General features: G+C 67.1%; 11 protein-coding genes. 6 read left to right on the plus strand and 5 right to left on the minus strand.

The genetic code is table 11. The features are described 5' to 3' along the window. Positions 1 to 58 precede the first annotated feature (58 nt). From VMJ11_RS17240 to VMJ11_RS17250, 3 genes are all read left to right on the plus strand, one after another. Positions 59 to 382, plus strand: coding sequence for a DUF485 domain-containing protein (locus VMJ11_RS17240; RefSeq protein WP_325620601.1), 324 nt, complete (start codon positions 59 to 61; stop codon positions 380 to 382). Then, positions 379 to 2064 carry a cation acetate symporter gene (locus VMJ11_RS17245; RefSeq protein WP_325620602.1) on the plus strand — a complete coding sequence of 562 codons (1686 nt, stop codon included), beginning with the start codon at positions 379 to 381 and terminating at the stop codon, positions 2062 to 2064. The genes VMJ11_RS17240 and VMJ11_RS17245 overlap by 4 nt, the downstream gene beginning before the upstream one ends. A gap of 240 nt (positions 2065 to 2304) precedes the next feature. Then, positions 2305 to 4362, plus strand: coding sequence for a VTT domain-containing protein (locus VMJ11_RS17250; protein WP_325620603.1), 2058 nt, complete (start codon positions 2305 to 2307; stop codon positions 4360 to 4362). A 24-nt stretch (positions 4363 to 4386) separates the two neighbouring features. Here the strand turns inward: VMJ11_RS17250 and VMJ11_RS17255 are convergent, their stop codons facing one another. Continuing rightward, the gene (locus tag VMJ11_RS17255; RefSeq protein ID WP_325620604.1) at positions 4387 to 4659 is read right to left on the minus strand and encodes a hypothetical protein; all 273 of its coding nucleotides are present in this window, start codon (positions 4657 to 4659) and stop codon (positions 4387 to 4389) included. A 200-nt stretch (positions 4660 to 4859) separates the two neighbouring features. On the opposite strand from VMJ11_RS17255, the gene VMJ11_RS17260 reads away from it, so the two are divergent. The 3 genes from VMJ11_RS17260 to VMJ11_RS17270 all read left to right on the plus strand — a co-directional run bounded on the left by VMJ11_RS17260 (position 4860) and on the right by VMJ11_RS17270 (position 7202). Next, complete coding sequence (locus tag VMJ11_RS17260) at positions 4860 to 5933, plus strand: Dyp-type peroxidase (RefSeq protein ID WP_325620605.1); 1074 nt, start codon at positions 4860 to 4862, stop codon at positions 5931 to 5933. Further along, positions 5926 to 6726: a family 1 encapsulin nanocompartment shell protein gene (locus VMJ11_RS17265; protein WP_325620606.1), complete on the plus strand. Its 801-nt coding sequence runs from the start codon at positions 5926 to 5928 to the stop codon at positions 6724 to 6726. Before VMJ11_RS17260 ends, VMJ11_RS17265 begins: the two co-directional genes overlap by 8 nt. Before the next feature lie 155 nt (positions 6727 to 6881). Further along, positions 6882 to 7202, plus strand: a complete 321-nt coding sequence (locus VMJ11_RS17270) for a pyrimidine/purine nucleoside phosphorylase (RefSeq protein WP_325620607.1) — start codon at positions 6882 to 6884, stop codon at positions 7200 to 7202. Between the two features lie 204 nt (positions 7203 to 7406). Here VMJ11_RS17270 and VMJ11_RS17275 read toward each other — a convergent pair whose 3' ends face one another. The 4 genes from VMJ11_RS17275 to VMJ11_RS17290 form a co-directional block, all read right to left on the minus strand. Further along, complete coding sequence (locus tag VMJ11_RS17275; RefSeq protein WP_325620608.1) at positions 7407 to 8555, minus strand: enoyl-CoA hydratase/isomerase family protein; 1149 nt, start codon at positions 8553 to 8555, stop codon at positions 7407 to 7409. Between the two features lie 3 nt (positions 8556 to 8558). Next, complete coding sequence (locus VMJ11_RS17280) at positions 8559 to 9344, minus strand: enoyl-CoA hydratase (protein ID WP_325620609.1); 786 nt, start codon at positions 9342 to 9344, stop codon at positions 8559 to 8561. 19 nt (positions 9345 to 9363) lie between these two features. Next, entirely contained in the window at positions 9364 to 11076 is a 1713-nt protein-coding gene (locus VMJ11_RS17285; RefSeq protein WP_325620610.1) for an AMP-binding protein, read from the minus strand. Positions 11077 to 11127: 51 nt separating this feature from the next. Further along, on the minus strand, positions 11128 to 11621 hold a 494-nt coding region (locus tag VMJ11_RS17290), incomplete at its 5' end, for an acyl-CoA dehydrogenase family protein (RefSeq protein ID WP_325620611.1).

Raw genomic sequence — 11621 nt, forward strand, 5'->3', positions numbered from 1 at the left:
GCTTTGCATGGGATGGGACCAAGCGCCAAAACGCCAATTCCCATCGACAGGAGACACCATGGCTACACCCTCGATCGATACGATCAAGGCGCACTCCGAATACCGGCGGCTGATCGCCGTGCGCCGGCGCTTCAGCTTCACGCTGACCGCGCTCATGATCGCCATTTACTACGGCTTCATCCTCATCGTCGCGCTCGCGCCGCATCAGCTCGCGCATCCGCTCTATGCGGGCGCCACCACGAGCGTCGGCATTGTCGTGGGCGTAAGCATCATCGTGAGCGCCATCGCGCTCACCGGCCTCTACGTGCTGCGCGCCAACCGCCGCTTCGATCCGGCCATGCGCGCGCTCATCGCAAAGCTCCACGCCGAGGCCCACGCATGAAGCCACTTCGCCTCTTCCCTGCTCTCGCACTCGCACCCGCGCTCGCCCGCGCCAACGTGCCGGCCGCCGCTGCGGCGCCCATGCCCGCGCCTCAGCACAACCCCGTAGCCATCGGCATGTTCTTGCTGTTCGTGCTCGTCACACTCGGTATCACGCAGTGGGCCGCGCGCCGCACGCGCACCGCGCACGACTTCTACACGGGCGGCGGCGGCATCACCGGCTTTCAGAACGGTCTCGCGATTGCGGGCGACTACATGTCGGCGGCCTCGTTCCTCGGCCTCTCAGGCATGGTGTTCATCTTCGGATTCGACGGGCTCATCTACTCGATCGGCTTTCTCGTCGGCTGGCCGTTCGTGATGTTTCTGATCGCCGAACCGCTGCGCAACCTCGGCAAGTTCACGTTCGCCGACGTCGTTGCATATCGCTTCGCGCAAGGCCCGATCCGTCTGATGACCTCGGCCAATTCGCTGATGGTCGTGATCTTCTATCTGGTCGTGCAGATGGTGGGCGCGGGCAAGCTCATCGAGTTGCTGTTCGGGCTCGACTACTGGATTGCCGAGATCGTCGTAGGCGCGCTGATGGTGATCTACGTGTTCTTCGGCGGCATGAAAGCCACCACGTGGGTGCAGCTCATCAAGGCAGCCCTGCTGCTGTGCGGCGCAACATTCATGGCCGTGCTCGCGCTTGCGCACTTCGGCTTCAGTGCGAACGAAATGTTTCGCCAGGCCGTCAACGTGCATCCGGGCGCCCTGAGCATCATGGCACCGGGCAAGCTGATCCGCGATCCGCTAAACGCGCTCTCGCTCGGCATCGCGCTGATGTTCGGCACGGCGGGCTTTCCGCACATCCTGATGCGCTTTTTCACGGTGCCCAACGCGAAAGAGGCGCGCAAATCGGTGTTTTACGCGACGGGCTTCATCGGCTACTTCTATCTGCTCACGTTCGTGATCGGCTTCTCGGCAATCGCGCTGCTCGCCGAGCACCCCGAGTTCTTCCGTGTCGACGCGGCAGGCCACTTCAATCTCACGACGGACCTGCTCGGCGGTTCGAACATGGTCGCCGTGAAGCTTGCGCAAGCGGTGGGCGGCAACCTCTTCTACGGCTTCATCGCGGCGGTCACGTTCGCGACGATCCTCGCCGTGGTGGCGGGCCTCACGCTCTCGGGCGCAACCACGGTCTCGCACGATCTCTACGCGAGCTGGCTCGCGCGCGGACGCAAAAACGAGCATCGCGAGATGCGCATTTCGCGCGTCGCGACACTCGCGCTCAGCGCGGTGGCGATCGGCCTCGGCATTCTGTTCGAGCATGCGAACGTGGCGTTCCTCGTGGGACTCGTCGCCGCCGTGGCGGCGAGCGCCAACTTCCCGGTGCTCGTCATGTCGATCTTCTGGAGCGGCATGACCACGCGCGGCGCGGTTGCGGGCGGCGTGCTCGGGCTCGTCTCCTCGGTACTGCTCACGGTCCTCTCGAAGTCGGTGTGGGTGGATGTGCTCCACCACGCTCACGCACTGGTGTTCCTCGACAATCCCGCGCTCGTTTCCGTGCCGCTCGCGTTCTTCGGCATCTGGGCGGTCTCGCGTCTGGATGTCGGTGCGCGCGCACGCAAGGAGCGCGAAGCATTCGCCGCGCAGGAGTTCTACGGGCAGACCGGGCTCTTGCCGATGGAGGCCGTGGAGCACTGAGGTGCTGAGGCGCTAAACCGCCGTATCGTGTAACAGTCCGCGCCCCGCAGCGTATGCATCAGGCACGCTGCGGGGCGTTTTCTTTTGGCCGCGAAAGCGGCCTGTCCGCCACGCCGACGCCACGGCACGCGCGCAATTGCGCCGCCGGTTATATTGCGCATGGGACGCGGCGCGCAACCGGGCGCACCGCGCCCCGCCCGATCCACCCCGCAACCACGCCCGCACCGAGCCTCCCCGCCAATGGAGCACGCCTACGACCACCTGCTGCACCTGCTCGCCCAGCATTCCGCGTGGACGCTCGGTGTCGTCGTGCTCGCCGCGTTCCTCGAATCGCTCGCGTTCATCGGCACCTTCATCCCTGGCAGCACGGCGATGTTCATTGCAGGCGCGCTCGCGGCCACGGGCACGATCAACCTGGGCTGGCTGTTCGTTTGCGCCATCGCGGGCGCGGTAGCCGGTGACGGCGTCAGCTTCTGGATCGGCCATCGCTACCGCGACTCGCTTGCCCAGGCCTGGCCGCTGCGCCACCACCCCTACATCCTGGAGCGCGCGCAAGCCTATTTCGTGAGCCAGGGCACGCGCAGCGTGATCCTCGCACGCTTCGTCGCGCCGCTGCGCGCCGTCGTGCCGATCGTCGCGGGCATGGCGGGCATGGCCCCCATGCGCTTCTTCGTGATGAACGTGCTCTCCGCGCTTGTCTGGGCGCCCGCGCACATCTTGCCGGGCGTGGTGTTCGGCGCCTCGCTCCAGCTCGCGGGCGCGGTGTCGTTCCGGCTCGTCGTCATTCTCGCGATCGTCGCGCTTGCCGTCTGGCTAATCTGGCACTTCGTGCGCTTGCTGCTCCTGCACATCGACAACTGGGCCAGCGCGTCGCGGCGCAGCGCCGCGAACTGGGCGGCGCAACATCCCGGGCGCGCCGCGCGCCGGCTCAGCCGCCTGCTCGATCCCGCGCAGCCCGCGCTCGGCGCGATCATCGTGATCACCGGCCTCGTGCCGCTGTGCGCGGCCGTGTTCTCCTATGTGCTCGACAACGTGCTGCGCGGCGCGCCGCTCGTGCAGCTCGACCAGTCGGTGCGCCAGTTCCTCCAGTCGATCCGCACCACCTGGGCCGACGCAGCGCTCGCGCGCGTCGAAACGCTCGGCAGCACCACTACGCTCGCAGCACTTGTCGCGACCGCGGCCATATGGATGGCGTGCGAGCGGCGCTGGCGCACGATCGCGTACTGGATGATCGCGGCGGCCGTTTCGCAACTGCTCATCCTGATCCTGCGCTTCGTGATCCACCACGCGGCGCCGGGCGGCCCGAGCCTCGAAGCCTATGTGTTCCCGAGCGACCGCGTGGCGTCGATGGTGATCGTCTACGGCTTCGTGATGTTCCTGCTCGTGCGGCGCGCGAGCATGCTGGAGGCGGCGCTCGTCGCCGCGCTCGGCAATGCGAGCGTGCTGGCCGTGACGTTCGCGGGGCTCTACTTCGACCGCTTCCTGTTCTCCGACGCCATCGGCGGCGTGGCCTTCGCCTCGATCTGGGTGGCGGCCGTCGTGCTCATGTCGCTCTGGCGCTATCCCCATCGGCCGCCGCAGCGCGGTTTCATGCCACCGATCGTGCTCGCCGTGCTGGTCGCCGCCTTTGTCCTGCAGACGATGCCGCCAGGGCGTCATCCCGCACCGCCTGCGAACGCTTCGGCGGCGCCGCGGCCGCCCGTCGTCATCACGCAGCTCGAGTGGAGCGATTCGCTGTGGAGAACGCTTGCGTGCTATCGCTTCGACATGAAAGGCACGCGGCGCGAGCCGATGACGATCCAGTGGGCCGCGAGCGCCGAAAGCCTGCGCTCGGCGCTGCGCGACGCCGGCTGGAGCGAAGGCCCGGACTTCTCGGTGAGGAGCGTGCTGTCGCTCGTTGCACCGCACGTCGATGCGATGGCGCTACCGCTTCTGCCGAAGCTGAACAACGGGCTGCCCTCGCCGCTCGTATTCTCCCGCGCGCACATGAGCGGCGACACCGCCGCGCCGGGCAGCCGCCGCGACGTGCTGCGCTTCTGGCCATCGGGCTATGCGCTCGCGCCGCGCCACGGCAACGCGAACGGCGGGGAGCCCACGCCGATCTGGATCGGCTCGCTGATTCACGAGCGGCTGCGCCGCGGGTCCTGGCCGTTCAATGTGCTCACGAGCTACACCGAGCCGGAGGTCACCGACCTCTCCGCCCCCGGCCAGCCGGCCGGCTGGCGCACGCTCGCGCTGCCCGGCGAGATGGGATGCGAAGGGCGCCCCGTCAAGCTGATCGTGCAGGAAGGCCGCTGACGGCATGCGCCGTCGCCTGGCCTCTCAGGCCGTGCTCTCGGCCCAACTCCCGGTGGCGTGGAAGCGGTCGATGCGCTTGCGCGCGTCCGCATAGGCGGCGTCGAGCGCGGCGTCCGCGCCGGTGTAGTTGCGCATCATGTCGTGAAAGCGCACGCTGCGCCCTTCGAGATGGGCGTCCGCGCTGTGGCGGCAGATGTAGCCGCTGTAGTGGAATAGCGGCTCGGGCGAGCGCGGCCCGAACGCCGGAATCGGCAGCACCCAGATCTCGAAGCCTTCATGCTCGGTGTGGTCCCACATGGCGCCTCCCAGACAAACGCGATGACGCCGATTATCGTCGCATGGCGGCCCGCTCGCCTGCACCCTTTTTTGCGAGTTTGGCTAAACTATGCGGCACAGCGCACATGCGACCCCGATCCAGCCGATGCATCGTCCGGCAAGGTTCGCGCCAGGCACCCATCGCGGGCCCCCACCCCACTCCGAGAGCGATACCCCAGATCATGACGCCGGCTTCACTCACGCAGGAACCGCAGTCCGTCTCGAGCGCCGTTACGCGCAACGCCTTTTTCATCGTCGTGACCGTCAACGAAGACGCCGCGAGCCGCGCCGCCGTGCGCGGCTGGTGCGCCGACGTCGCCAACCTCGTGCGCGCGGTCGGCAAACGCGTACCGGGCGGCAATCTCTCGTGCGTGGTGGGCTTTTCGTCCGACGCATGGGACAAGCTGTTCGGCGAGCCGCGCCCGGCGCAACTGCATCCGTTCCGCGAATTCGGCACCGGCGCGCGCGTGGCGGTCGCCACGCCCGGCGACATCCTGCTGCACATCCGGGCCGACGAAACCGACCTGTGCTTCGAACTCGCCACCCAGCTCATGACGCGCCTCGAAGGCGCGGTCACGACCGTGGACGAAGTGCACGGCTTTCGCAACTTCGACATGCGCGCGATGATCGGCTTCGTCGACGGCACCGAGAATCCCACCGGCAACGAAGCGGCCCATTTCACCGTGATCGGCGAGCAAGACGACCCCGACTTCACAGGCGGCAGCTACGTGCTCGTGCAGAAGTACCTGCACGACATGAAAGGCTGGAACGCGCTTTCCGTGGAGGCGCAGGAGCGCATCATCGGGCGCACCAAGCTCCAGGACATCGAGCTCGACGAGGGCGTGAAGCCGAGTTGGTCGCACAGCTCGCTCACCACGCTCGAAGACGAGGCGGGCAACGAGATCAAGATCCTGCGCGACAACATGCCGTTCGGCCGGCCGGGATCGGGCGAATTCGGCACCTATTTCATCGGCTACGCGCGCTCGCCCGCGCCGATCGAACAGATGCTCGAAAACATGTTCGTCGGTTCGCCGCCCGGCAACTACGACCGCCTGCTCGACTTCAGCCGCGCCGTGACCGGAGGGCTCTTCTTCGTGCCTTCGCAACCGCTGCTCGAAGCGCTCGCCGAGCTGGAGCCCGGCGCCTCGTCAGTACCCGAGCAACCTTCGGAACAAGCCACCGAGCCCGCCGCCGCGGCCTGCGCGGACGGCTCACTCACCATCGGATCCCTCAAAGGAGCACCCCGGCATGAATAACCTCCATCGCGAGCTGGCGCCCATTTCCACGGCCGCGTGGTCGCAAATCGAAGAAGAAGTCGCGCGCACGTTCAAGCGCTCGCTCGCGGGCCGCCGCGTCGTGGACGTGCAGGGCCCCGGCGGCCCCGCGCTCGCAGCCGTTGGCACCGGCCACCAGAACGGCATCGAGGCGCCGTTCGAAGGCATCCGCGCGCGCCAGCGCGAAGTGAAGGCGCTCGTGGAACTGCGCGTGCCGTTCGAGCTCTCGCGCGAAGCGATCGACGACGTGGAGCGCGGCGCCGAGGACTCCGACTGGCAGCCGGCCAAGGATGCGGCCACGCGCCTCGCGTTCGCGGAAGACCGCGCGATTTTCGACGGCTACACGGCCGCGCAGATCACGGGCATACGCGAAGGCTCGTCGAACCCGGTTCTGCCGCTGCCGGCCGATATCGCTGATTACCCGACGGTCATCGCCAAGGCGCTCGAGCAATTGCGTCTGCAAGGCGTGGACGGCCCGTACGCGGTGCTGCTCGGCTCCGATGCGTACACGGCCGTGAGCGAAGCGAGCGACCAGGGGTACCCAATCCTCGAACATATCCGCCGTCTCGTGAACGGCGAGATCATCTGGGCGCCGGCCATCGAAGGCGGTGTGATCCTGAGCACACGCGGCGGCGACTTTGCGTTCCACCTCGGGCAGGATGTGTCGATTGGCTATTCATCGCACGACGAGTTGAGCGTGCGGCTCTATCTGCAGGAGAGCTTCACGTTCATGCTGCTGACCGCCGAGGCTTCGGTTGCGGTGAAGCCGGAGTGATGTGCGCCGATGGGCGGCACGAAGGGGCGCTCCGGGCGCCCCTTTTTGCGCACGATGTGCGCCACGCCCGACTGCCGGTATGATGGCGGGCTCGCCGCGGACGACGCGTCGTCCCGGCGCCCATTTCCATTCACGACGACCAGAGGATGACCGCCATGACGGCCGCAACGCAATTCGACCAGGTTTCCGTAATCAAACGCGCCAACGTCTACTTCGACGGCAAGTGCGTCTCGCACACTGTGCTGTTCGCCGACGGCTCGCGCAAGACGCTCGGCGTGATCCTGCCGGCCACGCTCAATTTCGGCACCGACGCTCCCGAGCTGATGGAAGTGCAGGCTGGCAAGTGCCGCATCCGTCTCGAAGGCAGCGACGAGTGGAAGACCTACAGCGCCGGCGAGTCGTTCTCCGTGCCGGGCAAGAGCCGCTTCGACATCGAGGTGATCGAGACGCTCGACTACGTTTGCAGCTACCTGTAAGACCTGTAAGCGCCGCCCGTTCCTGAACGCCCGCCGCGAGACGCGCTGCGGGCGTTTTCGTTTTTGCCTATCTCGGCGCCCCAACGTGACGCGATGCGCTGGACGCCACTCCCACGCGCTCGGTGCGATGAGCGCCACCCCGCGACCGCCATTCGGCCGCGACTGGCGGCTCGCCGCACTGCGCAAGCCCTCGAACCCGGACGCTCAAGCGCCGAGATCCGCCAGCGGATGCGCCTCGCCGCGCCACGGCGACGAAAGAAAGTGCTGCACGCGTTCGGGCCGCACTTCGACAAGCGTCGCGGGTGCCCAACGTGGCTTGCGGTCCTTGTCGACGAGATGAGCGCGCACGCCCTCGCAGAAGTCACCCTCCTCGATCGCCCGGCCGACGATGCCAAGCTCCATGCGAAAGCTCTCGGCAAGCGTCATCTGGCGGCCACGCAGCAATGCCTCGCGCGTGACTTCCAGCATGGTGGGCGAATAGTGCGTGAGCGCCTCGAGCGTGGCTTCGAGCCACTTCCGCTCGCTTTCCGTGTACTCGCGTTCGAGATCCGCACGCAGCGAGGCCACGATCTGCTCGACGCGCGAGCCGCGCTCGAAGTGACGCTCGATGAGCGGCGCGAATGAAGCGAGCGCGCCTTCGCCCGCCTCGTGGCACGGCGCGACGAACACCTCGCGCAGCACCGCGCGCACGTCACCTGTCCATTGCGCGGCGGCGAGCCGCGCCTCGTAGCCGTCGAGCCATTCGCCGGGCATGCAGGCGTCGGCCAGGCGGCAACGCACCGCATCCGCGCCCGTGAGCGTCGCGCCGGTCAAGCCCACGTAAAGCTCCATCTCCACGGGCATCTTCGCGAGGAAATGCGTTGCGCCGACGTCGGGCAGCAAGCCGATGCGCGTTTCCGGCATCGCGATCTTCGTGCGCGAGGTCGCGACGCGCAGCGCCGCCGCCTGGCCGAGCCCCATGCCGCCGCCCATCGTCACGCCGTCGAGCAGCGCGACGAGCGGTTTGGAAAACGTGTGCAGCGCGTAGTCGAGGCGGTATTCGTCGACGAAGAATTGCTGCCAGCCATTCGTGCCGTCACGTTCGCGCGCACGCGCGAGCTGGTAGAGCGCGCGCACGTCGCCGCCCGCGCAAAAGCCCTTCGGGCCCGCGCCTTCCAGCACGAGCGCGACGATGGACTCGTCCTCGCGCACGCGCTCGATCAGCACGGCCAGTTCGCGCACCATCGCGTGCGAGAGCGCATTGAGCGCGGCCGGACGATTGAGCGTGACGATCGCCACGCGATTGACCACGCGGAACAGCACATCCTTCTCGGCTTCCGTTGCCGCCTGCACGGAAGCGGGTGTTGCATTCATTGCTTAGTTCTCCATTTCAATGTGCCAGCGCGGCTTGCGTTTCTCCAGAAACGCGTTGACGCCTTCGCGCTGGTTGGGCGAATCGAACAGATCGACGAAGCGCTCGCGCTCGACCGCGAGCGCCGCGCTGCGCGGCACGCCGTTGCGCGCCTGATGGATCAGCGACTTGCAGGCGCTCACGGCCTGCGGGCTCAGGCCGGCGACGCGCGCCGCCATCGCAAGCGCCGCCTCGCGTGCGCCGCCGGTTGCCACGACTTCCTCCACGAGACCGATGCGCAACGCAGTCTGCGCGTTCACGCGCTCGCCCGTGAGGATGATACGCTTGGCCCAGCCTTCGCCGACGAGCCACGGCAAGGTCTGCGTGCCGCAGCCGCAGGGCAGCAGCCCGACGGCCGGCTCGGGCAGCGCAAGCTGCGCATGCTCCTCGGCAACGCGGATATCGCAGGCGAGCGCGCACTCCAGGCCACCGCCCATCGCATAGCCGTTGATCGCGGCGATCACCACGGGCCGCGCCCGCTGCAGCGCCTCGAATGCCGCGCCGAACGCACTCGCCGCCGTGCGCGCGACGTCGCGGTCGCCATCGGCGAATGCGTTGAGGTCGGCGCCCGCGCTGAAGAATTTCGGCCCGCTGCCCGTGATGACGACGGCGCGCACCTGCGGCTCGCGGTCGAACGCTTCGATCACCTGCTGGAGCTGACGCAGGCCATCGATCGTAAAGGCGTTCGCGGGCGGACGTGAAAGCGTGAGCAGGGCCACCGCGCCTTCATGCGCGTATTCAAACTCGATCATTTCGGACTCCGTGTGGATGTCAACGCAGCTCGGGGAAGTCCTCTTCCCAGTACTCGTCGGGCTGGCGCGCGGATTCGGCGTTGCGCTCCATTTCCCGGCAGCGCAGTTCGACGCGACGAATCTTGCCCGAGATGGTCTTCGGCAGATCGCTGAACTGCAGGCGGCGAATGCGCTTGTACGGTGCGAGCTTTTCGCGCGAGAAGCGGAATACCTCTCGCGCCAGTTCGGGGCCGGCCTCGTAGCCATGGCGCACGATGACGAATGCCTTCGGCACCGAGAGACGCAGTTCGTCGGGGCTCGGCACCACTGCCGCCTCGGCGATCGCCTCGTGCTCGATCAGCACGCTCTCCAGCTCGAACGGGCTCAGGCGGTAATCGGACGACTTGAACACGTCGTCGGCGCGGCCCACGTAAACGTAGTAGCCGTCATCGCGGCGCATCGCGACATCGGACGTATGGTAGTAGCCGTTGCGCATCGCATACTCGCTCGCCTTGGCGTTGTTCGCATAGCCCGTCATCAGGCCGAGCGGACGATGCACGAGCGGCAGCGCGATCTCGCCTTCGGCTGCGGGATGGTCGTCGGCATCGACTAGCTCCACGCGGTAGCCCGGCAAGGGCCGGCCCATCGAGCCCGCGACCACCGGCTGGCCCGGCGGGTTGCCGATCTGGCAGGTCGTTTCGGTCTGGCCGTAGCCGTCGCGAATCGTGATGCCCCACGCGTGGCGCACACGTTCGATGATCTCGGGGTTGAGCGGTTCGCCCGCGCCCACGATCTCGCGCAGCTTCACCGGATAGGATGCGAGCGGCTCCTGCACGAGCATGCGCCACACCGTGGGCGGCGCGCACAGCGTGGTCACGCCGCACTGCACGAGCGCGGCGAGCGTGTCCTTCGGCACGAAGCGCGCGTAGTTGTAGACGAACACGCAGGCCTGCGCGTTCCAGGGCGCGAAAAAGCAGCTCCACGCGTGCTTGGCCCACCCCGGCGAACTGATGTTCCAGTGGATGTCGCCGGGCATGAGGCCAATCCAGTACATCGTCGAAAGGTGGCCTACGGGGTAGCTCTCGTGCGTGTGTTCGACGAGCTTCGGCTTCGAGGTCGTGCCCGACGTGAAGTAGAGCAAAAGCGTGTCGGTGGCGCGCGTAGGACCGTCGGGCTCGAACGTTGGGCGTGCTTCGTAGGCGCGTGCAAGGTCGATCCAGCCCTCGGCCGCCCCGTTTTCGCCACCCACCGCGATGCGCTTCACGCTTGAATCGAGCGCGGCGAATTTGCCGAGTTCGGCGGCGTCGACCACGACGTAGCGCGCACCGCCCGTTTCCACGCGCTCGCGCACGTCGTCGGGCGAGAGTTGCGTCGTGGCGGGCAGCACCACCGCGCCGAGCTTCATCGCCGCGAGCATCACATCCCACAGTTCCACGCGGTTCGGCAGCATCAACAGCAGGCGGTCGCCGCGCGCGACGCCTTGCTCGCGCAGGAAGTTCGCCATGCGCGACGAACGCTCGGACATCTGCGCGAACGAATAGCGTGTGCCGCCATTGGCAAGGTCGTCGACGATCCACAGCGCCGGGTTGTCGTTACCGCGCGCCATCACGTCGAAGTAGTCGAGCGCCCAGTTGAACGTGTCGAGCTTCGGCCACGCGAATTCGTCGTAGGCGCGTGGGTAGTCGGTGCGATGACGCAGCAGCAGATTGCGTGCGTCGATGAAGGCCTGCGCGGAAGGGGTGAACCCGGTCATCGTCGTCTCCAGTTTTTCGTCTATTTTTTAATTCGCCATCCTCATTACCTGTCAAAGCTGCCGCGCGATCACCATGCGCTGCACTTCGCTCGTGCCTTCGTAAATCTGCGTGATCCGTGCGTCGCGGTAGTGGCGCTCCACCGGATAGTCGTTGAGGAAGCCGTAGCCGCCGTGAATCTGGATGGCGTGCGAGCACACTTCCTCGGCCATTTCGGAAGCGTAAAGCTTGGCCTGCGAAGCCTCGGAAAGACACGGCTTGCCAAGCGAGCGCAGCCGCGCCGCGTGATGCACGAGATGACGCGCGGCGTTGATGCGCGTATGCATGTCCGCGAGCATGTTCGCCACGCTCTGATGCTTGATGATCGGCTCGCCGAACTGCACGCGCTCATGCGCGTAGGCGCGCGCCGCGTCGAAGACCGCGCGCGCGATGCCAAGCGCCTGCGCCGCAATACCGATGCGCCCGCCTTCGAGATTCGCGAGCGCGATCTTGAGCCCTTCGCCGCGCTGGCCGAGCAAGTTCGCTTCAGGAATCGCGCAATCGACGA

The organism is Paraburkholderia sp., assembly GCF_035501035.1.
Lineage (GTDB): Bacteria > Pseudomonadota > Gammaproteobacteria > Burkholderiales > Burkholderiaceae > Paraburkholderia.

Coding starts and splice junctions, on each gene's coding strand:
- VMJ11_RS17240 (WP_325620601.1), top strand. CDS start 59: ATGGCTACACCCTCGATCGATACGATCAAGGCGCACTCCGAATACCGG.
- VMJ11_RS17245 (WP_325620602.1), top strand. CDS start 379: ATGAAGCCACTTCGCCTCTTCCCTGCTCTCGCACTCGCACCCGCGCTC.
- VMJ11_RS17250 (WP_325620603.1), top strand. CDS start 2,305: ATGGAGCACGCCTACGACCACCTGCTGCACCTGCTCGCCCAGCATTCC.
- VMJ11_RS17255 (WP_325620604.1), bottom strand. CDS start 4,659: ATGTGGGACCACACCGAGCATGAAGGCTTCGAGATCTGGGTGCTGCCG.
- VMJ11_RS17260 (WP_325620605.1), top strand. CDS start 4,860: ATGACGCCGGCTTCACTCACGCAGGAACCGCAGTCCGTCTCGAGCGCC.
- VMJ11_RS17265 (WP_325620606.1), top strand. CDS start 5,926: ATGAATAACCTCCATCGCGAGCTGGCGCCCATTTCCACGGCCGCGTGG.
- VMJ11_RS17270 (WP_325620607.1), top strand. CDS start 6,882: ATGACGGCCGCAACGCAATTCGACCAGGTTTCCGTAATCAAACGCGCC.
- VMJ11_RS17275 (WP_325620608.1), bottom strand. CDS start 8,555: ATGAATGCAACACCCGCTTCCGTGCAGGCGGCAACGGAAGCCGAGAAG.
- VMJ11_RS17280 (WP_325620609.1), bottom strand. CDS start 9,344: ATGATCGAGTTTGAATACGCGCATGAAGGCGCGGTGGCCCTGCTCACG.
- VMJ11_RS17285 (WP_325620610.1), bottom strand. CDS start 11,076: ATGACCGGGTTCACCCCTTCCGCGCAGGCCTTCATCGACGCACGCAAT.